This is a genomic window from Psychrobacter sp. DAB_AL32B (assembly GCF_002224105.1).
In the GTDB taxonomy this organism is placed as follows: Bacteria; Pseudomonadota; Gammaproteobacteria; order Pseudomonadales; family Moraxellaceae; genus Psychrobacter.
Window position 1 is genome coordinate 1 of sequence record NZ_NEXU01000014.1, and the last position, 25326, is coordinate 25326.

Below are 25326 nucleotides of genomic sequence, written 5' to 3' on the forward strand. Positions count from 1 at the left end.
GTAAGAATAGACCTTTTAGGAGGCTTATTAATTTCTTACACGATAGTAAAGTTATTGACTCATCGTTATTTTATAAATTGATTAGTTTAAACGAGAATCGTAATCGAATCGTACATTTGACTAACGATTACTCAAAAGAAGATATTGAAGAAATAAATATAAACTTACAGAGTATGCTTATACAGTTTAATGAATTTATTAAAAACCAGCCATAGAAAAAGAGCCACCAGATTACTCTAGCAGCTCTCTTATAAACTCAAAAACTAAGTCTAAGCTTTGATTAATCAGACCAAACTATTCACCGCATCAACGACCGCTTCGGTGGTGATACCAAACTCTTTATATAGCTCATCTGCTGGCGCTGATTCACCATAAGTGGTCATGCCGATGACTTTGCCATCAAGGCCAACGAACTTAAACCAGTAGTCTACATGCGCCGCTTCTACCGCCACACGAGCGCGGATATTGGCTGGCAATACCGCTTCACGATAGCTAGCGTCTTGCTCTACGAAAATCTCTGCACACGGCATAGAGACTACACGAACGCCAACGCCATTTTGGCTAAGTGTCTCATACGCTTGCATTGCTAGACCAACTTCTGAACCAGTCGCGATGATGATTGCTTGTAGCTCGCTCTGCTCTTTCGCAAGCACATAACCACCTTTGGTAATATTAACCACTTGCTCGCTGTCGCGTTCTTGGTGTGGCAAACTTTGACGGCTAAAAATCAATGCAGATGGGTTATTTTCTGATTTGATTGCTTCAACCCAAGCGCTGGCAGATTCAGTCGCATCACAAGGACGCCATGTACGTAGATTAGGCGTGGTACGCAAGCTGGTCAATTGCTCAACGGGCTGATGGGTTGGACCATCCTCACCTAAGCCAATAGAATCATGAGTATATACATGAATGACACGCTGCTTCATGAGCGCACCCATACGGACGGCGTTACGCGCGTATTCCATAAACATCAGGAACGTCGCTACGTAAGGGATAAAGCCACCATGTAGTGCGATACCATTAGCAATCGCGGTCATACCAAACTCACGTACACCATAATAAATATAGTTGCCAGCAGCGTCTTCTTGGATACCTTTGGCATCTTTAAATAACGTGAGGTTTGAGCCAGCAAGGTCCGCTGAACCGCCCATGAGTTCTGGTAATAATGGTTGCAAGGTATTAATTGCGTTTTGACTGGCTTTACGGCTAGCAACATCACCGCCCTGCTCTTGGGTTTGCTGAATATAGGCTTGCGCTTGCTGCTCAAAATCAGCTGGCAGGTCGCCATTTAAACGACGTAATAACTCAGTAGCAAGCTCTGGATAAGCTTTTTTATAGGCTGCAAAATTCGCATCCCAGTTCTTTTGCAACACATCGCCTTTGACTTTACCATCCCACGCTTCATAGATTTCATCATCTAATTCAAACGGTGCATGCTTCCAAGATAGCGCATCACGGGTTAAAGCGATTTCGTCATCACCAAGTGGCGCACCATGACTGGCTGCCAAACCTTGCTTGTTCGGGCTACCAGCGCCAATGGTGGTTTTGCAAATGATTAGGCTAGGTTTGGTGTTCTCTTTAATCGCCGCTTCTGTTGCTTTAGTAATTGCATCAGCATCATGACCATCAACCTTGATGACGTGCCAGCCATACGCTTCAAAGCGCGCTTGCGTATCATCCGTAAACCAACCGTCGACGTCGCCATCGATTGAGATACCGTTGTCATCATAGAAAAATACTAGCTTGCCTAATGCTAACGTGCCAGCTAATGAGCAGACTTCATGGCTAATACCTTCCATCAAGCAACCATCGCCTAAAAAAGCATAAGTATGATGATCAACGACGTTATGTCCGTCACGGTTAAACTGTGCTGCCAGTGTCTTTTCTGCAATTGCAAAACCGACGGCATTAGCAATACCTTGCCCTAGTGGACCAGTGGTCGTTTCAATACCCGGCGTATAACCAAGTTCAGGATGACCAGGAGTTTTTGAATGTAGTTGGCGGAAGCCTTTTAGGTCATCAACGCTAACGTCATAACCTGATAAATGTAGCAATGAATAAATCAGCATTGAGCCATGACCGTTTGACAATACAAAGCGATCACGGTTGTGCCAGCTTGGGTCAGCAGGATTGTGCTTTAAAAACTTGCGCCACAAAACTTCGGCAATATCAGCCATGCCCATTGGCGCACCCGGATGTCCGGAGTTGGCTTTTTGAACCGCATCAAATGACAGTACACGGATGGCATTGGCTAATTTACGTTCGCTAATTGGAGCTGGCATAGAGTGTCCTAATATTCGGATAAGAAGTATGGAGGATAAGAGGAAAACCAATTGAACAGTAGAATAAGAGCGCGATAAACACTCTTGAGAATAAGGTATTTAATTAAACGGCAATATTAACATATTTGCTATCAGCCAAGCCAAAAATGCGTTGGTAGAATGGTTTGTATTTAACAATCACTGATATCAGTTTTGTTAAATAATCAACAATAATAGATTGCTAATAATGAGCTGCGAGCCAGCATAGTGACTTACAGCTCATGCGGTAAATTTTGTTATTAAGCTAAAATCAACTCAGCACCGCCCATAAAGGGACGCAATACTTCTGGAATCGTAATGCTACCATCCGCATTTTGATGATTTTCCATAACTGCCAACAAAGTACGACCAACGGCTAATCCTGAACCATTTAACGTATGCGCCAAACTGGTTTGTTTGCCATCTTTAACCCGCGTGCCCATACGGCGTGCTTGGAAGTCACCACAGTTTGAGCAGCTAGAAATTTCACGATAAGTATCTTGGCTTGGTAACCATACTTCGATATCGTAAGTTTTTTGTGCGGCAAAACCCATATCGCCGGTGCATAATTGCACCACACGATACGGCAAATTTAATTGCTGCAATATATATTCGGCTTGCCCAGTCATGGCTTCTAGCAACTCATCTGACTGCTCAGCGCTGGCAATATTGACCATCTCAACTTTTTCAAACTGGTGCTGACGAATCAGACCGCGAGTATCACGACCGTGCGAACCGGCTTCACTACGGAAACATGGCGTATGCGCAGTGAACTTCAATGGCAGCTCTTTGATATCTAAGCGCTCGCCGCGTACCAAGTTAGTCATCGGTACTTCAGCTGTCGGAATCAGATAAAAATCTGTGCCATCATTATTGGTATGATTGGTTAATTTAAACAAATCATCTTCAAACTTTGGCAATTGACCCGTACCTTTTAAACTTTCAGAATTAACGATATAAGGAACATAGGTTTCTGTATAGCCATATTTGATAGTATGGGTATTCAGCATAAATTGAATCAAGGCGCGGTGCATCTGCGCGAGTTGCCCTTTTAAGACATTAAATCGACTACCCGTCAGCTTGGCAGCGGCTTCAAAGTCAAGCATCCCCAGCGTTTCACCAATATGAGTATGATCTTGAATCTCAAAGTCAAACTCACGTGGCGTACCCCATTTGCGCATCTCTACATTATCATCTTCTGAAGTGCCGACTGGCGTGTCTGCTGCGGGGATATTTGGTATCTGTAATGCCGCTTGATTAATACGCTCTTGTAAACTGCGCAGCTCGTCTTCGGCTGTTTTAATCTCACCGCTGACACTTTGCATTTCAGTAAGCAGCTCACTGGCATCTTCACCAGATTTTTTTAGTACGCCCACTTGTTTAGCACCTGCATTACGGCGCGACTGTAATTCTTCGGTTTTGACCTGCAGAGACTTACGGTCGGATTCAATACTTTGCCAGAACTCAATATCAAGCGTATAACCACGGCTGGCCAATTGCTGCTGTAAATCTGTCAAATCGCCGCGTAAGAGTTTTGGGTCAATCATAATAGGTGCCTGTAGCGCTAAAAGTGGATAAAAGGTTTAAAAAGAAAACAATAAATTGGCTATGACGCCGTGTTGTTCGTAAAAATATAGGATAGCCACTATGATACCAAGACCCAGCAGATTTAACCATGTTTTGGCTGTTTTTTAGTTGTTTTTTGGCTGGGTTTTCACCCATTAATCATGATTTATAATCGGTTAGTTTTAGCTTAATGATAGGCTTTAAGGTTCATAAACCCCTATAAGCAGCACCTATCTTTATTAATACCCTTAATATGGCGTCTATTAGTGAACAGACAGCCATATATGTTTCATTTAAGAGCAGTTTTCGGTAAGATAAGCGCATATCTTTATTCTATTTCCAGCCAAGTATTGCATCGCTGTTTACATTTGGCGCTTTTAATCCAACGCTTTTAATATAAGTATTTGAGAAACCTTTATGGCCCTGTACCCCTACACGCTACAACCTGTCGCCTTAAATATAACCGAGGCTGAATTTCACCAAGCACAGTATGAGCTATTTGCCAGTGCCAGTCCCTCATTTGGTCTGTCGAGTATTAAGACTAAAGAATGGGTTATTATGGCAGTTGTTGTGGTATTAGCCATTGCTGGTCTGGTTTTTTTGACCGGTTATTCGACCATTATTTTTTGGCTTATGCTAGCGTCTGTCGTTATTTATCTATTGGTTCGCACCCTTGGTTTCAAGTGGTATGTCAAAAGAGAGTTTGAAAAACAAGTCGCTGACCAAGAAATGCCAGATGAGATGCGCCAGATGAAACTGGGGGTGCAAAAGCACGGTCTAGTGATGGCAATGCCGGTCAATCAGCCTGATATGTTTAAAAGCAATCAGATGCGTGGCATGCAAATGCGTGCAGGTAACATGCAACAAGCCGTGATTCCTTGGAGCGCCGTTAAAAGTTGGGATGAGACAGATGACTATATCTTTATGATGTTTGAGATGAAGGGTCAGCAAGGTAGCCAAATCATCCCTAAGCGCCTACAAGCTCAAAAATTTCCCATCGATACCGTACGTCAGCATTTACAAGAAGTCGTTCCAGCAAAAGGTTTGAACCCTGAAAGCTTACAACCACCAGCATAAACTTGATAGCTTAGATATGAGTAGTTTTGATAAATAAATCATAGAATTAAATTTATCGAATTTAACTTATTAATAATACTTTGCTATTATAATAAGCATCAACAGATAAAGTATTAAGTACTGAAGATACAAGGCAATTAAAATAAAAAGCACTGAAATAAAAGTAGAGTGTGTAAAAACTAAGCCTATTTTAAGTATCATCAATTTATTTATAATTTTATGATGCTTAAAGACTCCTTTATACCAATTTACATAGTAATGAAGGATATGACTTGCTACACTCATAATCTTCTATATTTAGTCTTCCGTACTTAATTTATGAAATCAACACTCACATTATAAGGATAATATTATGAGTAATACTAATAATACTACTAACCAAATCGGTCTAGAAAAAGCAGATATGAGCGAAGTTATTGCCAAGCTCAATAGCTTATTATCAAGCTACCATATGTTCTATATCAACGTCCGTGGTTATCATTGGAACGTAAAAGGCGAGCATTTTTTTACCTTACATCCAAAGTTTGAAGAGCTATATACAGCCCTGCAATTACAAATTGATGAAATTGCTGAACGTATCCTAACTTTAGGCGGCACGCCATTGCATGCCTATAGCGACTTTGCTCAGCATACGAGCATTAGCGAAGACAAAAACGTTAAAGACGGCACGACTTGCGTCAACGGTGTGGTTAGTGGTCTGCAAGCGCTGATCGCAGAGCAGCGTCAAGTATCAGCGCTCGCAGTAGAAAGCGACGACCAAGGTACCGCTGATTTGGTTGATGCCTATGTGCAAGAGCAAGAAAAGCTTATTTGGATGTATAACGCCTTTTTGGGCTAATGATTCTATTGAAATCCAATAAGAATAATGATATTTAAAGCAATAAAAAAGCACCTAATATAGGTGCTTTTTTATTGGGCTTTTATTTATAAAAGCCTCTATTTTTGTATCCATTGACGCATTTTTTCACGTTCAGCAGGCGTTGCTTGTAGCCAAATCTGCATAAATTGATCCAGCGTATTGGTCGACGAACTAACGCTTGTGGTTTGATTAGTTGTAGATACTACCCCAGTATTGACATTGCTTTGAGTAGTGACAGTCGGTTGATCTAGTGCTGCAATCGCACGCTGGTTTTGTAGTTCAGCATCACCACTACCGCCAAACACTCCGCCCAGTGCTTTACCCAACCCTGAGAATAAGCTACCGTTATTGCCGCTGACACTTTGTTGACTGGCAACAACAGTATTGTTCTGTTGTATTGCCAACGTTGGACGCTCAGCATATTTCTTGGCAGCTGCATAGTCTTCTGGTTGGTTTGGCATGGTTAAGCGATAGGTTTGATTGTCTACCATTTCGGCTGCGACACTGATATTCCCTGAGCGCAAATAGTCATGCTCATCGCGGCGCAAGTTATATAGACGATCATACTTAGCCGTAATCACGTGTTTACCAGGCTGCAATGTGAATGATTTAGTTAAAGGCTGAAAGACGCTCTGTGTAAGTTCTTGGCCGTTAATCGCAGTCACTTTGATATTGTCATCAACCAGCAAAGTCACTGCTGCTTGTGACAACATCGAGACAGAGCCAGCCCCAATAAGTAAAACGCTGATAGACAGTTTTTTGAGCAAAGACGCATTTGATTTCATAAGTTTTCCAGTAATAGTAAAAGCGTTTCGGATAGAAAGATTCGTATTCTTCATGCTAGAAATCAAGTGGCATTGTATGCTGGGTATGCTGATCTTGATCGGCGGCATCATTATCTACTTGCGTCTCCTGCGCGATATCAGCAAGTTCGGCAGCAAGCGTCTGCTCATCAATAGTACGTAGTGCATCACTGATGACCGCTTTGGATATATTACTACGGCCAAGATTAGAGAACATGGGCTGAATGTAGTTTAGCACCTCCATCATTGCCCCGATACGATGCGGTCCTTCGGTAAGCAGATGATGGATAATACGCTCATCAAACTGCCAACCACGCCGACGTAAGATAGACTGCAATAATGCTTGACGGTCCGCTAGGTCATGACCAGTCGGTACTTTAAAAGCAGGTGCTTGTGCTAAACGGGTGAGCAAATCCCTCAACTGAAAAGGTAATTCAGTCGCCGGTTTATTTGAGGCAAATAGTAGCTGACGCTGTCCTTCACGGCTACGATTGATCAGATGAAATAAGGCTTCTTGCCATTGGCTACTTTGTTCAAGCACTTCTAAATCATCAATAGCAATCAGTGAAAAGTTCTCTAGTGATGACAACACATTGACATCGGTATGAATCAATTCATTCAATGACAAACAAATCGCTGATTTGTCCATCTCAATAAATGACTCACAAATAGCGGATAATAAGTGCGATTTGCCAGTAGCAGGACTGCCAAACAGGTACAGCTGACCAATCAGGCCAACATGTAGCTGCCGCACTGCATCGATAATAGACATCCAACCCGGACCAGCAAAGTCGCTAAGACTTGCATCGTGCTTAATGTCCAGATTGAGACTTAGCTGCGCTTCTGCCATGAATCATCAACTCGGTTTGCGTAGCACAATCAATAAAAAGGCTAAACGACTAATATTTTTTAAACTGGCTTTAGTAAAATTCACTTTAACCAAAGCCAACCTAGTAACGGCTAATACCGTTAATACTGCGCCTATATATAACATATTTGCAAAATGACTGACAAGTCTTTTACTCATTAAGCCCAATCAATCGTCATTTATCAAATTTACAACTGCCTTTGACGGGTTATGTAACCTATTGGCTTTGGATAGATTTTAAATTAACTTTAAATTAACTTTAAATATAGCGTCGCTCATTTTCTGTCAAATAAAGCCAACTGCTTGCGTCCTTTATAAAAATCGGTCGATTGATAATAACTATATAAATGACGGAATAAAACATTGAGAACAGCAGACACAGGCAGTGCAATCAGCATACCGACGAAGCCTAATAAACTTGCGCCCGCCAATACGGCAAAGATAACCCATAATGGTGATAGACCAATTTTGTCACCTAATAGCAGAGGCTGCAAGATGTAGCCCTCCGCGGCTTGCCCGATCAAAAATGCACCAACAATCAATGATAGATACGTCCAATTTAAGCCAAACTGGAACAGACAGGCGATAATCGCCGCAATAAAGCCGATACCAAAGCCCAAATACGGCACAAAGCTGGCAACACCGGCAACCATACCAATAATCAGTCCAAGCTCAAGCCCGATAAGCTGCAGCTGCACGGCATAAATGGCGCCTAGTAACACCATCACTAATAGCTGACCTTTAATAAAAGCCATCAGCGCACGATCACACTCTTGCGCAATCTGAATGACTGCTTTGCTATAATTAGCAGGGATTGCCATCTTCCATGTCTGTAAGCGCTGATCCCAATTAAACAAGAAATAAAAGGTCAAAATTGGTACCAATACTATGAGTCCCGCATTATTGATAAAGTTCATACTTGAGGCAAGTATTTGACTCATCATGGTACTGGCATCTTCAAACTTATAATTGGTTTGCATGTATTCAACCAATGTCTCAGAGAAACCTTTGGATTCTAACTCTGGCAAGCGTATGCGACCATGGCTAGCGAACCATTGACGAACCACTTCATTATACCAAGTTAAAACCTTGGGCAAATACTCCCATGCTGCTTGCAGCTGATGCCACAATGTCGGTATCAACCACCAAAGCAGCAGCACCATTCCCAAAGTAATCGTAGAATAAACAATAATAATCGCAATCCAGCGTTTGATATATTTTGATAAACGCTTTACCAGCGGATTAAATAAGTAAGCCAGCACAAAAGCAAAGATAAACGGTACGATAACCGGCATCATCAAATACAATAAAACCACCGCCACAACAATAGCAACGACAATAAATAAGCGTCGAAAAAAAGGGTCTATTGGTTGGTTTATCATGAAAAGTAATCCTAAGATTGTCTGATTTAAGTTAGCGGCTTGATTAAGATTGATTATATCTCTTATTAAACAATAACACTCTAATAGCAAACAGTTATTGACAATAAATTTAGCGTTCTATTATCGCAGAGTACAGTAAAAAAGCAGTCTTTTTTTGTTTCTTAGTTTTTATGTTAGTTTTATGCCAGCCTTATTATCAATCTTTATTAAATATTAGCCAAATTCGGTCAAATATAGGTCAAATAAAAGCAAGTTGCTTTGCGAGTCAGGGTCATTTTTGGGTATAATGCGCGCATTATCTACAAAATTCACACGATCGACTCGCTTTGCTACTGACTGACCTTCATTCCCTATAAAATTTGTGAGATGACCATGAGTAATAAGCCTTCTTTAAGCTACAAAGATGCTGGCGTTGATATTGATGCTGGCGATGCGTTGGTTCAACGTATTAAATCCGTGGCAAAAGCCACCTCACGCCCTGAAGTTGTGGGCGGACTTGGCGGTTTTGGAGCGCTTTGTCGTATTCCGACTGGTTATACCTCACCTTTATTGGTCTCAGGTACTGACGGCGTGGGTACCAAGCTCAAACTGGCATTACAGCTTAATCGTCATGACACGATCGGTATCGACTTGGTCGCCATGTGTGTCAATGACTTATTGGTTTGTGGTGCTGAGCCGTTATTCTTTTTAGATTACTATGCAACGGGCAAGCTTGATGTCGATGTCGCGGCTACTGTCGTCACTGGTATTGGCGAAGGCTGTAAGCTGTCAAATTGCGCGCTTATCGGTGGTGAGACCGCTGAGATGCCAGGCATGTATCAAGATGATGACTATGACTTGGCTGGATTCTGTGTGGGCGTGGTTGAAGAAGCAGAAGTTATCACTGGTGAAAATGTCGCCGAAGGTGATGTGCTAATCGCCCTTGCTTCAAGTGGTGCGCATTCGAACGGTTATTCATTGGTACGTAAAGTTATCGAAGTCAGCGGTATTGACGTGACGAGCAGCGACGAGCAGCTAGATGGTCAGTCTATCCAAGACGCGCTGATGGCCCCTACTCGCATCTATGTTAAAGCGATTAAAGCCTTACAAGATACCCTTGGTAGCTCAGCTCTACATGCAATGTCACATATCACCGGTGGTGGCTTAACGGATAACTTACCACGTGTATTGCCGGATGATTTAGCGGCTAGCATTGATACCAATAGCTGGCAGTTCTCAGAGCTGTTTACTTGGTTACAAACCCAAGGCAATATCGCGCAAAGTGAGATGTACCGTACCTTTAACTGCGGTGTTGGTTTTGTGATTGTCGTACCGAAAGATAAAGCAGATGCTGCTATAAAAACTTTAAACGATGCTGGTGAAAAAGCATGGCAATTAGGCGAAATGGTTAGCCGTGAAGCGGATGCAGTGGTGTACCGTTAATGTCAGATAGTCATGCAACTAGCCACGTAGTAGTTAATAACAAACCTTTGCGCATTGCCGTTTTGGTGTCTGGTAGTGGTAGCAACCTGCAAGTATTAATCAATGCGATGCAAGCAGCTGAACTACCGATTGAGATTGTTGGTGTCATTAGCAACCGTGAAGATGCTTATGCTATCACACGGGCAGAAGACGCTAATATTCCTGTGGCGGTGCTATCTCACGTGGCAAGTGGCAAACGCATGGGGATCAAAACCTTTGAAAGTCATACTAGTGAACAACTAAACGCTTGGCAGCCTGATTTGATTGTCTTAGCGGGGTTTATGCGCGTATTAAGTGGTTCATTTATCGATAGCGCGCCAGCGCCGATGATCAATTTGCACCCTGCTCTGCTACCTGCTTATAAAGGTCTTGATACGCACCAGCGTGCTATACAAGCTGGTGAACGTCATCATGGTTGTAGTATTCATGTGGTCACTGCTGAGCTCGATGCTGGCGCTGTTTTAACCCAAGCTCTGCTAGAAGTAAACCTGAAAGATAGTGCCGATAGTTTACAAGCACGTGTGCAAAAGCTTGAGCATCAATTGTTACCGTGGACGATATTGCTTATCGCTAAAGATGTCATCAATTTAAGCAATCAAGGTAATGAGAATAAGGCTACTTATTTACCAGCCTTACCTTTAAAACTATGGTTAGATAAGTAGACATTAAATACGGTTAATCGATTTATTAAAAAAGCAGAACAATGATTAATTGTTCTGCTTTTTTATGTCTGCTTTAATCGCTATTTTTTATAGAAAAAAACACCCCGCTACTCAGTAACGGGGTATTTAAAATGCCATAGCTAAAGAGATTTAAAATTAAGCAGGTTTTTTACCAACCACATGGACTGCTTTGATATTTACAAACTCTTTTATACCAAAGCCACCATGTTCACGGCCATAACCTGAGTCCTTAACACCGCCAAATGGCAGTCCTGGATTGACCAAATCGTAGCCATTGATATAAACCATACCGGTATCGAAGTGTTTCTTAGCCAATTCAATCGCTTTTTCTTCATCTTTAGAGAAAATAGCGCCACCTAACCCATAACGGCTATCGTTAGCAATTCGAAACGCATCGTCTTGATCTTTAGCACGAATCAGCGCCGCAACGGGACCAAATAGCTCATCTTTATAAGCGGGCTGTTCTGGGGTGATGTTCTCTAGAATAGTTGGTGGATAAAAAGCACCTGCCTTATCAGAGACTTCCCCACCTAGAGTAATGGTTGCGCCTTTTTTTACACTCTCTTGAACTTGTTTATGCAAGTTATCACGCTGCTTACTACTTGACATTGGACCCACATCAGTAGAGTCCTCCATTGGGTCGCCTACCTTGTAGCTATTGAATTTTTCAATAACAAGGTCGCGGAACTTATCATAAACACTATCGACGACGATAAAACGTTTGGCAGCAATACAAGTTTCACCATTATTGTATAAGCGTGCGTGGGCACAGGTTGCCGCGGCTAAATCTAAATCGGCATCTTCTAATACAATAAACGCATCATTAGAACCAAGCTCCATGACGGTTTTTTTCAGTACTTTAGCTGCTTGTTGTGCCACAACACGACCCGCTACGTCACTACCCGTTAATGTGACACCGCGTACTTTTTCATGTTCAATCACTTTTCCAGATTGATCATGACTGATAATTAATGCTCGGAACAAATCATTTGGTAGATCAGACTCATGCATGATTTTTTCAATCAATAAGCCTGAACCTGTGACGTTAGAGGCATGTTTAAGTAAAATACTGTTACCTGCCATTAGATTGGCAATGGTATAGCGGAATACTTGGTAGGCTGGAAAGTTCCATGGCTGGATACCATAGATAATACCGATAGGATCATAGCTAATTAAACCCTGTTTAAGGCCTTCGATATCGCGCTTATCATCAGCTAGAGCGGCTGCACCTTCACTGGCGGTAAAATCACAAATACCTTTACATAAATCAACTTCGCCTAAGCTGGCTGCTAATGTTTTGCCACGCTCTTCGGTCATCAGTTTCGCTAATTCTTCTTTATACTTCATCAACGTATCGCCAATGGAATTAATCACTTTGGCACGCTCTTCATGGCTAACCAAACGCCAGTCCGAAAACGCCTTATGCGAAGCATCGATGATTTTATTTACTTCCTCATCGCTCATATAAGTATAGTCTTTAATGTCTTTACCCGTCGTCGGGTTCACAGTGGTAATATCTGCCATGATAATTATCCTTGTTTATTTGCTTGTTCTAACATAGTTAAAATCATATTAACTAAGCACTGTTTATTATTAATTTTAATAAAAATCTCGATATTGTTGCTTACCTTAATAATGACTGCTCTGCTTATCTTTTTTCTTAATAGACAATTATCATAACAAAGCACAGGGGTTGAAATTTTACAATTTATGAAGAAGTGTGCGTAAGATGTTAAGAATGTGACTGTACTAGTATTCATCACGATGAGATCTTGAACAAAAAATCAGACAAATAAAAAACCAGCACAATGGCTGGTCTAAGAAATAATATAGTGAGTTCAGTATAAAAACGATACAGCGGAACTGAAATAGATTTTTCGCAGCCTCTGTCGGCGCAGGCACAGCAAGCCAGAAAAATTTATTCCAGTTTCGCGTAAAAATATCATGTATCTGTTTTATTTAGAATTTACTATATATATGATACGAAAAAAAGCGATTAAAATAAGTGATTAATAATCGGAATCTCTTGTGGTGGGTTCTCTTCATCATCGACGATTTGACGTGCTACATGCATGATAAGCTGGCGCAACCAGCGATGCGCCGGATGATGCTGTAATAACGGTGACCACGCCATGGTGAGCTCAAATTCAGGAATAAAAAACGGCGGCTCGACCATCATAATACTGTCGTTATTGGCCTGCATTTTTGCCACTCGAGTGGGTAAGGTTGCAACCAAATCTTTATTTGCTGCGAGCATTGCTGGCATTTGATAGTGACGGGTAAAGACACTGATTTGACGCTTCTGTCCTAAACGTTGCAGCGCTTGATCGATAGAACCTAAGCCACCAGATTTTTCTGGGTTGACACCGAACCCCACGCCCATACCAGTTTTAGAGACCCAAACGTGCTGCGCTTTAAGATAATTTTTGAGATTAAAGCGATGAGCATAAGGACTGTCAGAGGACAGTAGGCAGCTAAAGGTATCGCGCCATACCAATACTTGATGAAAACTTTGCGGGATTTCATTAAAACGGTTAATTGCTAAATCGACTCGCCCCTGCTCCATATCACGATATGAGACGTCCGATGGTGTCAAGAAATCCAAAATGACATTGGGTGCCTCTGATCGTAGCGCTTTCACCAATTTTGGTACCAAGGTAGCTTCAGCATAATCTGAGGTCATGATACGGAAAACGCGTGAGGTACTATAAGGACGGAATTCAGTACGCGGCTCCAACACTTGTGTCAAATCAGCAAGTATTTCACGGATACGTGGCTGCAGCTCAAGGGCACGTTCGGTCGGCGTCATACCTTCAGATGAGCGTACCAACAGTGGATCATTAAATAGCTTGCGCAGACGACGCAAAATATTACTCATCGCCGGCTGAGTGATGCCCAACTGCTCAGCGGCGCGCGTTACGTTTTTTTCTCGCAACAACACATCCAAATGTACCAGTAAATTTAAATCAACCCGCTGCAAATTCATATATTTGTCTCTTTACCTTACAATAAACACCATTACAAACGCGGCAGATTTTGCCCTGTTATGTGGCAAAAAATTCTCTATAACAGTATGATTTAAGGATATTTTTATGTTAATTATTTTGGAATATGCTTATTATAACTGAATTTACCCACCACAAGCCATTGTTTTACCTATACTATAACTAAATAAAATACCCAAGATAATAATCATAAACTAGATAAATCAAGGTAACCTAGCTATAGTGGCTAGCAAGCGCTTAGGGGGCAGTTGCTAAAAGTTAGACCATTAGCCTGCGTTTTAATGAATAAGCTACCCACTATATTTTATCGTATTTTTATGCAGAAATACGGATATAAAATTTACTATATAACCTTACGCAAACTTAATTTTGTGCTCTGATTTGTCTTTAAGCTTGAATCAACACCTTATATCGTTTAGGGTAATAAGCACTTTGGTAGACGAATAAGCCTTATAAAACAACCATTTACGCCTGAAATGACAGCCCAAATAATACACCGAATAATAAAAGCTGACCAAAGCGACAGGTTTTTATTGCTTTTATGACGATTTTCTTATAGTTTAGTAGAGATTGCTAACGTAAGAGGTTTAAATTCTTACCTCTGCCAGCATCTTTATATATATACGGAAGTTATTTAAATTATTTTAATTTACTAATTTATACACCACCAATGGAGAAGTTTAGATGTCAACTGCATATAAATCAGCGATCGATTTAGTACGTGAACTAAAACAAAAGCACGGTAACTGGCAGAATATCAGTGAAGTCGATGCGGCACGTATGATGTCACAAAACCGTTTCAAAACGGGCTTAGATATCGCAAAATATACTGCAAAAATCATGCGTCAAGACATGGAAGAGTATGATAACGATAGCTCACAATACACCCAATCTTTAGGTGCTTGGCATGGTTTTGTTGCACAGCAAACGATGTACGCTAAGAAAAAATACTTCGGTACGACGTCTAAAACTTACATCTACCTATCAGGTTGGATGGTTGCAGCACTTCGCTCTGAGTTTGGCCCATTACCTGACCAATCTATGCATGAGAAAACCTCAGTTGCTAAGCTAGTTGAAGAAATCTACACTTTCTTACGTCAAGCTGATGCAAAAGTATTGAACGATTACTTCCGTGAGCTAAACGCTGCTGAAGAAGCGGGTCAAGATACTGCTGCTATTTTAGAAAAAATCGAGAACTTTGATTCACACGTTGTGCCAATCATTGCTGATATCGATGCCGGTTTTGGTAACGAAGAAGCGACTTATTTACTAGCTAAACAGATCATCGAAGCGGGTGCTTGTGCACTACAAATCGAAAACCAAGTATCTGACGCTAAGCAATGTGGTCACCAAGCGGGTAAAGTTACTGTACCGCATGAAGACTATATCGCAAAAATCAACGCACTTCGTTATGCATTCCTAGAGCTTGGTGTTGAAGACGGCGTGATCGTTGCCCGCACTGACTCTGAAGGCGCATCACTAACACAAAAAATCCCAGTATCAAATGAACCAGGCGATTTGGCTTCTAAATACATCGATTTTATCGAAATGGAAGAAGTAACACTAGAAAATGCAAAAGAGAACGACAGCTTGCTTAAGCATAACGGCAAACTAGTACGTCCAGTGCGCCTACCTAACGGTCTTTACTCTTTCCGTGAAGAAACCAATATCGACCGTGTGGTACTTGACTGTGTTACTGCGCTTGAAAACGGTGCTGATCTACTATGGATCGAGACACCAACGCCAAACGTTGAACACATCAAAATGATGGTTGATCGTATTAAAGAGCAACAGCCAAAAGCCAAGCTTGTTTATAACAACAGCCCATCATTCAACTGGACGCTTAACTTCCGTAAGCAAATCATCGCTGAGTGGGAAAAAGCAGGTAAAGATATCTCTGCCTACAACAAAGATGACTTGATGAGTGCGGATTACGACGGTACTGAGCTTGATACCGCAGCTGACGAAGCAGCTAGAAACTTCCAACGTGATGCGTCACGTGAAGCGGGTGTATTCCATCACTTAATCACCCTACCGACTTATCACACTACTGCACTTAGCGTGCATGAGCTTGCTAAAGGCTACTTCGGTGAAGACGGTATGCTTGCTTATGCTGCTGGCGTACAACGTAAAGAAATCCGTGAAGGCATCGCTTGTGTCAAGCACCAAGCAATGGCTGGTTCTGACATCGGTGATGATCACAAAGAAATCTTCTCTGGTGACAACGCGCTAAAAGCTGGCGGCGGTAAAAACACAATGGATCAGTTCAAATAAGAACTAATCTATAAGCACTTTATAGCAGTAACATAAAAAGCCGCCTTACATCATGTAAGGCGGCTTTTTTATGCGTGTTCATTAGGTATTTCATTTAAGAACTTAGCTTTTAGAAGGCTTATTGTCGCCGCTATTATTATCATCTGTCTGATTCTTATCTAACTCTGATGAGTATTTACGTACATGGTTTTTATCCATCAACTCACGCTTCAGATTTGTTAGGTGTGCATCATTTTTGAATAATTTACGATAGAGGGCTTTTACCATTCTATAAACTAGATACAAAGTACCAGCAAGTACGACTAACCACCACAATTGTATTAAGCCCATTACAAAAGATCTCAGCATCTCCCAGCCATGTTTAAATGCTTGCTTCACTTGTGCACCAAAACTTGGACGCTCAGCATCTAATAGCACATCTAGATTTTGCGTGATTTCTTTATAACTGATATCCGGCTGCATAAAGGTCAAGCGGATGGTGCTGTATTTAACTTTGTCAATGATATCCATCTGCTCAAGCTTAGCCAGATCTTGCTGACGACGCGCGGCATAAGTGGCAGTGATAGCATCGACATTACTGCTTTGATCTTTATTATTCTTACTATCTAGTCGCTCTTGGCTGAGCTCACTTGCCATATCACTACCCAGCTGACTTGCCAGCTTTTCGCGATAAATATCTAAGGTGACGTCCTCAGCAGTAAATTCCTGCCCATTTAAAAAAGCCACTTGCGGTTGTAATTGTGCTAAAAACTTATTGATGTTGACACGAGGAACCCGAACCGTCATTTCAGCTTGACGAGTATAAGTGGTGATCGTAATATTTTTATCATCTTGTACAAAGGTGCGGCTATCATTTGGATGGTTGCTAATATTACTGAGCGCCACATAACCACCCTGTTGCCGCGTTAAGTTCTCAATAGCAGCGCTACTCTTGACGACGTCTTTGACTTTAAAATTTGCACTTGCCGTTATTAGCAGCTCTTTGCCAGCGATTTGAATATCCGCCACTTGGCTGCCAAGTGTTTGTTCACTGTCACCTGATAGATTATCAACACTTAAATCGTTAGAAGTAGGCTTAGCATTTGATGTGCTATCAGCTGCCACATCGGACATAATGCCATTTATCTCACTATTATCAGTAGCCTCCTCCGTTACAGACTGAACCGACTCCATATCAGCACTGCTCTCAGCATATTCAGAAGAGTCACTACAACCGCCTATTAAAATCAGTGAGCCTAATATTGTCGGCAGCACTATTGGTAGCATCAAGGTTTTAAAACTCACTACTTTGTAAGAGTCACTGGCGTCACACTCATTTTTCTCACATGGCTTTATTGTTTTAACATCCAAACCAGTTTTGCATATATCAGCTGTAGGTTTTATCATTTGATCAATCGCCTATAATCTACTTTTGTTTGATGAATTATTCTAATTATAATGATTACTTATTAAAAGTATATCTTTAATGTTTGGACTTTTTATTTATAAAAAAATCTTTACTTGTCATTAACCGATAGCTTTCATACGATGGTAGTTACTTAAACTTATTAGAGTCATTAGGAGCCGTCATGCAAGAGATAGAGCTGAAGTTTTTGGTGCCAGAGTTGCGATTAAAAGGTTTGATGCGTCAAGCGAAAGTCAAATCTTCACAGGTGACGCAAATGGCTGCTCATTATTATGATACACCTGATCAGCAGCTTGCACAGGCCGGTATTGGCTTGCGTATTCGTCGTGAGGGTAACACTTGGGTACAGACCATCAAAGCTGGCGGTGACGGTATTGCGGCGCGTTTAGAGCACAATTTGACATTGGACAATGAGCAGGTACAAGCGATGCTCGACAATAACGACCTAATGCCTGATTTAAGCACTTATAAAGACACCACTATTGCCCCAGCGTTAGCAGCTTTTAAGCTAAAAAAACTGGCTAAAAAATTGACACGGCTTTATGTAACTGATGTAGAGCGCACCACTAGGTTACTCATAGAAGCTGGCAGCAATGAAATTGATGTTAGCGATAATAGCATTGAGGTGGCATATGACCATGGAGAAATAATCCATGGTGGTGACGATACTCAGCGAGACGCCATTCAAGAGATAGAGTTTGAGCTCGTATCAGGAGATTTGGATTTTTTATTTGCGACAGCTAAAGTATGGTGTAAGCGCTATAAATTATGCTTATCCACCGTGACCAAAGCCGAACGTGGGGGCTTACTTATCAAAGGACAACACCACAGCCCTGCTACTAGCGCTAACCTTAGTGAGCTTAATATAAATAAAGACAGTAGTATGCCCGCTTTTTTACGCGCAATCGTCCATAACTGTCTATTACAAATACTACCGAACAGCAGTGCTATCGTGAGTAGTAGCACTGACCATGAACACGTTTTGCAACTGTACATCGGTATTTGCCGCTTACGTACTGCGCTAAGCGCATTTGCCAGCTTCTCTGATGAGGTCAATCCTGATTGGTTGCTCATAATCAAACAAACAGCGACTTTACTCAGCGACTATTACGATCTTAGCTATCTTGCTACCCATATTGAGCCAATGCTACAAAAGCATGGCGCACCAATGGTAGATTGGACCGCAGATGTTGAAGCTATAAAAACAACACCTATCGATGCGGTCAGCGCCAATGACTTTCAACTGACCTTGCTGGAGTTAATTGCCTTTACTATGAGTGATCCTAGCCTTGAGCCACAAGCAGATAAGATTGCCTTAGATCATCTCACAAAAACACTGTCCAAACAGCAGGCAAAGTTTCTTAAAACCGAGGAAAGACTAAATGATGTGATCAATGCTAAGCCTGATAGCCTTGACTCCACTAGCACTAATTCAACCAGCACTAATTCAAAAAACCTCAGTTTGAAAAACAATGATAAATATCAAGCGCAGCAGCAATTACATTATCAGCTTAACAACCTACGTTATATGGGTGAGCTTGCCGCACCTTTATACGGCAAAAAGAAAACCAAACGCTGGCTAAAACGCGTGGTAAAAGCGCAAAAATCACTCGGTAAACAAGTCGATATGACTTATTATCAGCAGTGCTATCAACATAAAGCACTCACTGATCTTAATGCCTTATACGGCGTGGGATGGTTTGCTGCTATTTTAAAAGATGACTCCAAACGCTTACAAAAGCAGTTAGACCGTATTGAAGATTGTGCAACGTTTTGGTAAAAATGAATAGTATAGCTTTGAATTGCTCGTATTAACCTTATGAGCTATTAAATTGGTATAAACATAAAAAAGACAGCATCATGAATATGAGCTGTCTTTTTTATGTTTTTTTACTTTATTAATAACTGATCAATCATTTAATCCAAATACTTTCATACGCTCATTAAGCGGCTGATAAGTTTTTTTACCAGCAGGTTCAAGGATATTGCCGAATGGCATTTGCGCGATTAGATCCCAATTTTTAGGAACTGAAAATGCCACTGCGACATCCTCATCAATCAGCGGATTGTAGTGCTGGAGACTCGCACCAACATCTAGCGTACGTAATTCTGTCCACATAGCATACTGATGCATTGCTGAGGTCTGATGCGCCCACAGAGGGAACTTATCAGCATATAAGGCAAAATTATCTTGCAACGATTTTGTGACTTCTTTGTCTTCATAAAACAGAACCGTGCCTGCCCCTGCTCGAAAGCTGTCCATCTTTTGTTTGCTACTTACAAAATCACCATCGCCTATTTCTTGACGCAACTTACCTTCGGCAATATCCCACACCTGTTTATGTTGCTCGCCAAATAACACGATTAGCCTAGATGACTGAGAGTTAAAGGCAGATGGTGTATGTAGCAGCACGCGCTCGGCAATATTAACAATCGCTCTTGGATCTACTGGTAAATCGTTACCTAAAGCATAGATAGTACGACGTTCATCAAAAGCTTGTTGTAGACTTACTAGACTGGATGTAGTCATTATTATTTTCCTCGTAATTATTATTAATATACTTAAGAGAGTAGGATTATATATTCTTGATAGTTAGCAACTATTTTCAAAGATTCACAATCTAGGTAAATATTGTAGCAAATAACTTAATATCGGTACGTTATTGTTAATTTTATTTTATAAATAACCTTGTAAGTGACTGTTGTAAATTCCTCTTCTATAACGGTAAGACTATTAATAAATTTTATGACGCCGCATATGATTACTGTTGTAGACTATTTATAAATATTGGTAATGTGAGCAATGTCATTAACGTCATCGATATCATAGACATCATTAATAATAGAAACGGGTGTGCCTTCATCTACCTGCGCGAACAATTCAATAATATCCTGATTGCGCATACGTACGCAGCCATGTGAGAGCGGTATACCTATAGGCTCACTGTCTGGTGTGCCATGAATATAAATATAGCGTTGATAAGTATCGCAGCCGCCTTGATGATTACTGCCTTTATTAAACCCTTCCTCAATACCGCTTAACCATAAAATGCGGCTCAATATCCAATCGCGTTCAGGATATAACGCACCAAAAGCTTCATCATATATCTCGCCAGTAGCTACACGACCAATAAATACGGCATTACTAGGCGCGCTTAAACCTATTTTTTCTGCGATCACATGTTTGCCGAGTGGCGTACAGCCACTGTCTTGTTGGCTGCCTATGCCGTTTTTAGCGGTAGATACGGTGTATTGAGCAACAACTTTTTGCTGTTTGTATAGCGTCAAAGTTTGCTGAGCAATGTTAATGACTAGCTGCGTCAAAAGGTTTCCGTTATTTATCATAGTGTTCGTCCAGCTATCATATACATCCTTACTGACAGCGTTATAAAAAATGAATGAAGTTTTCTATTATTAAGGGATTGTATCAAGACATTTGGCACCGTAATATAGGGGCACACTTTTTGATGCTAGCAGATTATGACGACTATTTCACCGGCACGTGTGTCGATGTATGATTTTCTATATCAAGATACCAAGCCTATGGTGTCATTATTGGCAGATGCCGCTCAGCTTTCACTACCGCAAGCGCGTTTAGCCATGGACGCCAGTTTGCAAGCGATCATCAGCGCCCTTCTCGCTTATCAGCAGCGCCACCAAGGACAAACTGTTAGCAAAAAACTATTTGGGCGTCATGCGGTCAAAGAGCTACGGCAGTATAACTCTATGAACTTTGCGACCCTCAATGCAACGTTATACCATCGTCATGATGCAGCCGATGCGATATTCCATGATAGTGCACGTGTGATCAAAGCCAGCGACCATATTGCCGCACAGATTGACGCGACAACGCCACAAGTGCAAATTTTACTTACCTCTCTATGCGTTATCGTGCTGCGTGAGCTGGCTATTTTAGTGGAATATAGCCAACTTGATAATGATGAAATTAATAAATGGTTTGCTTTACAACCACAGTTTTTATCCGCAGCACGTTTTGCGGCCAGCCAGCCAACGCCAGCATCTGTCGCATTAGCTGATACTAATGATGACAAAGAACTTATCTTACCAGCAAAAAACTCTTTAGAAGTAGAGTTAGAAGGTAGCTCAGAGCGGCGTTTATTAAACGCTGAGCAGCTGTCAGGTAAACCGCCCCCTTTTGATCCTTACTGGTACGAGCTGACAGCATTCCAACCCGAGCATTATGAGCCAGTGCAAGACATGCAACTGGCCACAGGGAATTATTTAAAAGTGATTGGCCGCTCATCTGAAAACATCCAGCAAGGCAAACATAATGATTTATTGGTGTTTGCAGAGATGACTGCTATCACCTTGCCACACCAGCGCTGGTTGCTACAATTGGCCAAGATTTCAGAAATATACTTGCAGCGCAATCGTTTAAGGATAACATCTGAACCTGCCAGCCCACCAAAGCCGCCGCTGGTCAGCTTAGGATTAATCGGTGGCAATAATGACAATACGCCGACAACAACCAGCGAAAAGCCGATTGAGTACGAGGCATCAATACCTCTTTGGAAGAACCCTGTTATTTTGATTATCATTCTTGTTATCGGTTTGCTTGGTGGACTAGCAACCCTCAAATACTACAAGCAAAAATCTTATAGTATCAGGCTTGCCAAAGAACAACTGTTAGAGCAGAAGCCTAGTGCGGAAGAGCGTCAGCAGCAAGATGTGGCTATCGTAATGGTAGACGAAGATGAGCCTAATGATGAAAAAGTAGAAAAACCGCTATCAAAAACTAGTATTTAAAAAGTGTATTAATAAAAATATATCAGCAATAAAAAAACAGAGGCGCTATTTATATAGCGCCTCTGTTTTTATCTCTAATTTAGCTGAAAAGCTTTCAGTTAAAAAGCTTATTTAGATAAATCGCGACCACGGCTGGCTTCAATCGCCAAGCGTAGACCATTTAAGCGAATGAAGCCTTCTGCGTCTTTTTGATCATAAGCGCCTGCATCATCTTCGAAAGTCGCAATTTTTTCATCAAATAATGAATCATCTGATTTACGTCCGACCACGCTTACTGCACCTTTATATAATTTTAAGCGTACCGTACCATTGACATACTCTTGTGATTTATCAATCAAGGCTTGCAACATCATACGCTCAGGGCTGAACCAATAGCCGTTATAGATAATCTTAGCGTAACGTGGCATCAGCTCATCTTTTAGATGCGCGGCTTCACGGTCAAGCGTCAATGATTCAATACCGCGATGCGCTTTTAGCATAATGGTACCCGCTGGCGTTTCATAACAGCCACGTGACTTCATACCAACATAACGGTTTTCAACGATATCTAAGCGTCCAATACCATGCTTACCACCAATGTCATTAAGCTTAATCATAATCTCGTATGGCTTAAGTTTTTCGCCATCGATAGCAACGATGTCGCCTTTTTCATATTCTAACTCTAGATATTGCGGCACGTCCGGTGCTTCTTCAGGGCTGACTGACCAGCGCCACATGTCGTCTTCTGCTTCAGCATACGGATCTTCTAAGATGCCGCCTTCATAAGAGATATGTAATAAGTTAGCGTCCATTGAGTAAGGAGATTTGGTCTTATTACCAGCATAGTCAATGGCAATATTATGCTCTTTAGCATATTCCATCAAGCTTTCACGGCTAGACAAATCCCATTCACGCCATGGCGCAATGGTAACTACGTCAGGAGACAAAGCAACAGCGCCAAGCTCAAAACGGACTTGGTCATTACCTTTACCAGTCGCACCATGACTGATCGCATCAGCGTTATGTTCTTTTGCAATTTCAACCAAACGCTTGGCGATTAGTGGACGCGCAATAGAAGTACCAAGTAAATACTCACCTTCATAGATAGCATTGGCGCGGAACATTGGGAATACATAATCACGGGCAAACTCTTCGCGCAAGTCTTCAATATGGATATGTTTGATACCCATTGCTTCAGCTTTGGCACGTGCAGGTTCAACTTCTTCACCTTGACCAATGTCAGCGGTGAAAGTAATCACTTCCGCATCATAGGTTTCTTGTAGCCATCTGGCGATGATTGAGGTGTCAAGACCACCTGAATATGCCAACACGATTTTATTAATAGTTTTCGGATCAAGCTGAGCCATGAATAACTCCTAATATAAGAATTTATTGTCGAATAAATTTAATGGGAAGTAAAAATACTAATGATAAGTCGAAATTAAAGAAAAATAGGTTGCCTGCTCAGTGTACATCATATTTACTACCGGCAAAAGTGGCACTGCCATTAGCTACGCGGTTTTCGCTTATATTTAGAAGCTATTTAATCAATAATTACATTTTTTACAGTAGACTTAACGCACTATCAAACCCTGATATATTAAAAAATCGCCGATAATTTATGTATAGATATCTAGCCACATATTTAGTCAAGTAGGCAAATCTGTTATGATAGCAGCACAGCAAGACTCCCTTTTACTCCCATATATGACGATATAGAGCGCGATGTTACTATGACTGATTCGATTAGAGAATTAACCATCCTTCAGCCAGATGATTGGCATATTCATTTGCGTGACGATAAAGCGTTGGCAACCACAGTCCCTCATGCAGCAGAAAGCTTTAACCGTGTTATCTGTATGCCAAATCTGGTGCCGCCTGTTAAGAATGTCGATGATGCTCATGCCTACCGTGCGCGTATCATGCAACATCTAGAAGCCAGTGATTTGACGGCTGAGCGTAAGGCTGCTTTTGATCCACGTATGACTCTGTATCTCACCGATACAACCACCGCGCAAGATATCGAGATGGCCGCAAAATCAGGTATTGTACAAGCGGTCAAACTTTATCCTGCTGGCGCCACCACCAACTCTGCCGATGGCGTCACCGACATCAACGCCTGCGTGGATATATTTGAGGCATTAGAAAAATATAATCTTCCACTGCTGCTACATGGTGAAGTGACTCACGATCATGTCGATATTTTTGACCGTGAAAAGCGCTTTTTAGACGAGGTGTTGGCACAAATTATCATAAAATTCCCAACCATGAAAATTGTGATGGAACATATCACCACCAGTGATGCAGCTGACTTTGTCTTGTCACAAGGTAACCAAATTGCCGCCACTATTACGCCGCAGCATTTGATGTTTAACCGCAATCATTTATTGCTTGGTGGTATCAAGCCACACTTTTATTGCTTGCCTATTTTAAAGCGTGAAAGCCATCAAAAAGTATTATTAGATGTGGCGACCAGTGGCAATCCAAAATTCTTTTTAGGCACTGACTCTGCTCCCCATGCGACCGATAAAAAAGAAGCTGCTTGTGGCTGTGCTGGCTGTTATAGCTCAGCGACTGCGCTACCGCTATACGCTACAGCGTTCGATAGCGTTGGTAAAATCGACAAATTAGAAGGGTTTACTAGCCGATTTGGCGCGCAATTCTACGGTCTACCCATCAATGAGAGCACTATTACTCTCATCAACGTACCTATGCAAGTGCCGACAGCCTACCCTTATTTCGATGGTAGCTCATTAACACCGCTGATGGCAGGCGAAACCTTACCTTGGTCTATTAAAGGCTAACGTTTACTAAGTATGGCCTAGCGCACTCTATTTTTATAGATTAGAGTTACCTCTATTTTATCCTACAATATCAATGCCGCCCTTTTATTAAAA

At 41.5% G+C, this 25326-nt stretch carries 20 protein-coding genes; 9 read left to right on the plus strand and 11 right to left on the minus strand.

Translation table 11 applies throughout. The features are described 5' to 3' along the window. Positions 1-215, plus strand: a 215-nt coding sequence (locus tag CAN34_RS14365) for a hypothetical protein (protein WP_217320603.1), incomplete at its 5' end; no start/stop codon positions are given. Between the two features lie 69 nt (positions 216-284). On the opposite strand, the gene tkt is transcribed toward CAN34_RS14365, so the two are convergent. Further along, positions 285-2282 carry a transketolase gene (gene tkt, locus CAN34_RS01290; protein WP_089554095.1) on the minus strand — a complete coding sequence of 666 codons (1998 nt, stop codon included), beginning with the start codon at positions 2280-2282 and terminating at the stop codon, positions 285-287. Between the two features lie 278 nt (positions 2283-2560). After that, on the minus strand, positions 2561-3847 hold the full coding sequence (gene serS / locus CAN34_RS01295) for a serine--tRNA ligase (RefSeq protein WP_089554096.1): 1287 nt from the start codon (positions 3845-3847) through the stop codon (positions 2561-2563). Between the two features lie 436 nt (positions 3848-4283). Between serS and CAN34_RS01300 the strand changes: the two genes are divergently transcribed. Together CAN34_RS01300 and CAN34_RS01305 are read left to right on the plus strand one after the other, a co-directional pair. Further along, the gene (locus tag CAN34_RS01300; protein ID WP_079692339.1) at positions 4284-4943 is read left to right on the plus strand and encodes a YcxB family protein; all 660 of its coding nucleotides are present in this window, start codon (positions 4284-4286) and stop codon (positions 4941-4943) included. A 352-nt stretch (positions 4944-5295) separates the two neighbouring features. After that, positions 5296-5781, plus strand: a complete 486-nt coding sequence (locus CAN34_RS01305) for a Dps family protein (protein ID WP_079692340.1) — start codon at positions 5296-5298, stop codon at positions 5779-5781. A gap of 98 nt (positions 5782-5879) precedes the next feature. Here CAN34_RS01305 and CAN34_RS01310 read toward each other — a convergent pair whose 3' ends face one another. The 3 genes from CAN34_RS01310 to CAN34_RS01320 form a co-directional block, all read right to left on the minus strand. Beyond that, positions 5880-6587: a DUF2057 family protein gene (locus CAN34_RS01310; protein WP_089554097.1), complete on the minus strand. Its 708-nt coding sequence runs from the start codon at positions 6585-6587 to the stop codon at positions 5880-5882. Positions 6588-6642: 55 nt separating this feature from the next. Beyond that, complete coding sequence (hda, locus tag CAN34_RS01315) at positions 6643-7455, minus strand: DnaA regulatory inactivator Hda (protein WP_089554098.1); 813 nt, start codon at positions 7453-7455, stop codon at positions 6643-6645. Positions 7456-7748: 293 nt separating this feature from the next. Beyond that, the gene (locus tag CAN34_RS01320; protein WP_089554099.1) at positions 7749-8855 is read right to left on the minus strand and encodes an AI-2E family transporter; all 1107 of its coding nucleotides are present in this window, start codon (positions 8853-8855) and stop codon (positions 7749-7751) included. Positions 8856-9227: 372 nt separating this feature from the next. On the opposite strand from CAN34_RS01320, the gene purM reads away from it, so the two are divergent. Both purM and purN read left to right on the plus strand, forming a co-directional pair. Then, positions 9228-10277 (plus strand): phosphoribosylformylglycinamidine cyclo-ligase, encoded by a 1050-nt coding sequence (purM, locus tag CAN34_RS01325; protein ID WP_089554100.1) that lies wholly within the window; start codon positions 9228-9230, stop codon positions 10275-10277. Continuing rightward, positions 10277-10978, plus strand: coding sequence for a phosphoribosylglycinamide formyltransferase (purN, locus tag CAN34_RS01330; protein WP_089554101.1), 702 nt, complete (start codon positions 10277-10279; stop codon positions 10976-10978). Before purM ends, purN begins: the two co-directional genes overlap by 1 nt. A gap of 156 nt (positions 10979-11134) precedes the next feature. On the opposite strand, the gene CAN34_RS01335 is transcribed toward purN, so the two are convergent. Then, positions 11135-12523, minus strand: coding sequence for an NAD-dependent succinate-semialdehyde dehydrogenase (locus tag CAN34_RS01335; RefSeq protein WP_089554102.1), 1389 nt, complete (start codon positions 12521-12523; stop codon positions 11135-11137). A gap of 472 nt (positions 12524-12995) precedes the next feature. Further along, a complete protein-coding gene (locus CAN34_RS01340) occupies positions 12996-13985 on the minus strand; it encodes a LysR family transcriptional regulator (protein ID WP_079692346.1) in 990 nt (329 codons plus the stop codon). Positions 13986-14688: 703 nt separating this feature from the next. On the opposite strand from CAN34_RS01340, the gene CAN34_RS01345 reads away from it, so the two are divergent. Next, positions 14689-16278, plus strand: coding sequence for an isocitrate lyase (locus tag CAN34_RS01345; protein ID WP_079692347.1), 1590 nt, complete (start codon positions 14689-14691; stop codon positions 16276-16278). 102 nt (positions 16279-16380) lie between these two features. Here CAN34_RS01345 and CAN34_RS01350 read toward each other — a convergent pair whose 3' ends face one another. Beyond that, a complete protein-coding gene (locus CAN34_RS01350) occupies positions 16381-17664 on the minus strand; it encodes a DUF4349 domain-containing protein (protein ID WP_089554103.1) in 1284 nt (427 codons plus the stop codon). 182 nt (positions 17665-17846) lie between these two features. On the opposite strand from CAN34_RS01350, the gene CAN34_RS01355 reads away from it, so the two are divergent. Further along, positions 17847-19463, plus strand: a complete 1617-nt coding sequence (locus CAN34_RS01355) for a CYTH and CHAD domain-containing protein (RefSeq protein WP_089554104.1) — start codon at positions 17847-17849, stop codon at positions 19461-19463. A gap of 129 nt (positions 19464-19592) precedes the next feature. Here CAN34_RS01355 and CAN34_RS01360 read toward each other — a convergent pair whose 3' ends face one another. Then, positions 19593-20213 (minus strand): nitroreductase family protein, encoded by a 621-nt coding sequence (locus tag CAN34_RS01360; protein WP_089554105.1) that lies wholly within the window; start codon positions 20211-20213, stop codon positions 19593-19595. 245 nt (positions 20214-20458) lie between these two features. Further along, positions 20459-21028, minus strand: coding sequence for a L,D-transpeptidase (locus tag CAN34_RS01365; protein ID WP_089554106.1), 570 nt, complete (start codon positions 21026-21028; stop codon positions 20459-20461). Between the two features lie 135 nt (positions 21029-21163). Between CAN34_RS01365 and CAN34_RS01370 the strand changes: the two genes are divergently transcribed. Next, positions 21164-22450 (plus strand): hypothetical protein, encoded by a 1287-nt coding sequence (locus CAN34_RS01370; protein ID WP_089554107.1) that lies wholly within the window; start codon positions 21164-21166, stop codon positions 22448-22450. Between the two features lie 107 nt (positions 22451-22557). Here the strand turns inward: CAN34_RS01370 and CAN34_RS01375 are convergent, their stop codons facing one another. After that, on the minus strand, positions 22558-23796 hold the full coding sequence (locus tag CAN34_RS01375; protein WP_079692353.1) for an argininosuccinate synthase: 1239 nt from the start codon (positions 23794-23796) through the stop codon (positions 22558-22560). Between the two features lie 366 nt (positions 23797-24162). Between CAN34_RS01375 and pyrC the strand changes: the two genes are divergently transcribed. Beyond that, positions 24163-25233 (plus strand): dihydroorotase, encoded by a 1071-nt coding sequence (pyrC, locus tag CAN34_RS01380; RefSeq protein ID WP_089554108.1) that lies wholly within the window; start codon positions 24163-24165, stop codon positions 25231-25233. Positions 25234-25326 lie beyond the last annotated feature (93 nt).

Coding starts and splice junctions, on each gene's coding strand:
- CAN34_RS01300 (WP_079692339.1), top strand. CDS start 4,284: ATGGCCCTGTACCCCTACACGCTACAACCTGTCGCCTTAAATATAACC.
- pyrC (WP_089554108.1), top strand. CDS start 24,163: ATGACTGATTCGATTAGAGAATTAACCATCCTTCAGCCAGATGATTGG.
- CAN34_RS01310 (WP_089554097.1), bottom strand. CDS start 6,587: ATGAAATCAAATGCGTCTTTGCTCAAAAAACTGTCTATCAGCGTTTTA.
- CAN34_RS01375 (WP_079692353.1), bottom strand. CDS start 23,796: ATGGCTCAGCTTGATCCGAAAACTATTAATAAAATCGTGTTGGCATAT.
- hda (WP_089554098.1), bottom strand. CDS start 7,455: ATGGCAGAAGCGCAGCTAAGTCTCAATCTGGACATTAAGCACGATGCA.
- CAN34_RS01355 (WP_089554104.1), top strand. CDS start 17,847: ATGCAAGAGATAGAGCTGAAGTTTTTGGTGCCAGAGTTGCGATTAAAA.
- CAN34_RS01305 (WP_079692340.1), top strand. CDS start 5,296: ATGAGTAATACTAATAATACTACTAACCAAATCGGTCTAGAAAAAGCA.
- CAN34_RS01320 (WP_089554099.1), bottom strand. CDS start 8,855: ATGATAAACCAACCAATAGACCCTTTTTTTCGACGCTTATTTATTGTC.
- CAN34_RS01335 (WP_089554102.1), bottom strand. CDS start 12,523: ATGGCAGATATTACCACTGTGAACCCGACGACGGGTAAAGACATTAAA.
- CAN34_RS01350 (WP_089554103.1), bottom strand. CDS start 17,664: ATGATAAAACCTACAGCTGATATATGCAAAACTGGTTTGGATGTTAAA.
- purN (WP_089554101.1), top strand. CDS start 10,277: ATGTCAGATAGTCATGCAACTAGCCACGTAGTAGTTAATAACAAACCT.
- CAN34_RS01365 (WP_089554106.1), bottom strand. CDS start 21,028: ATGATAAATAACGGAAACCTTTTGACGCAGCTAGTCATTAACATTGCT.
- purM (WP_089554100.1), top strand. CDS start 9,228: ATGAGTAATAAGCCTTCTTTAAGCTACAAAGATGCTGGCGTTGATATT.
- CAN34_RS01340 (WP_079692346.1), bottom strand. CDS start 13,985: ATGAATTTGCAGCGGGTTGATTTAAATTTACTGGTACATTTGGATGTG.
- CAN34_RS01370 (WP_089554107.1), top strand. CDS start 21,164: ATGACGACTATTTCACCGGCACGTGTGTCGATGTATGATTTTCTATAT.
- tkt (WP_089554095.1), bottom strand. CDS start 2,282: ATGCCAGCTCCAATTAGCGAACGTAAATTAGCCAATGCCATCCGTGTA.
- serS (WP_089554096.1), bottom strand. CDS start 3,847: ATGATTGACCCAAAACTCTTACGCGGCGATTTGACAGATTTACAGCAG.
- CAN34_RS01345 (WP_079692347.1), top strand. CDS start 14,689: ATGTCAACTGCATATAAATCAGCGATCGATTTAGTACGTGAACTAAAA.
- CAN34_RS01360 (WP_089554105.1), bottom strand. CDS start 20,213: ATGACTACATCCAGTCTAGTAAGTCTACAACAAGCTTTTGATGAACGT.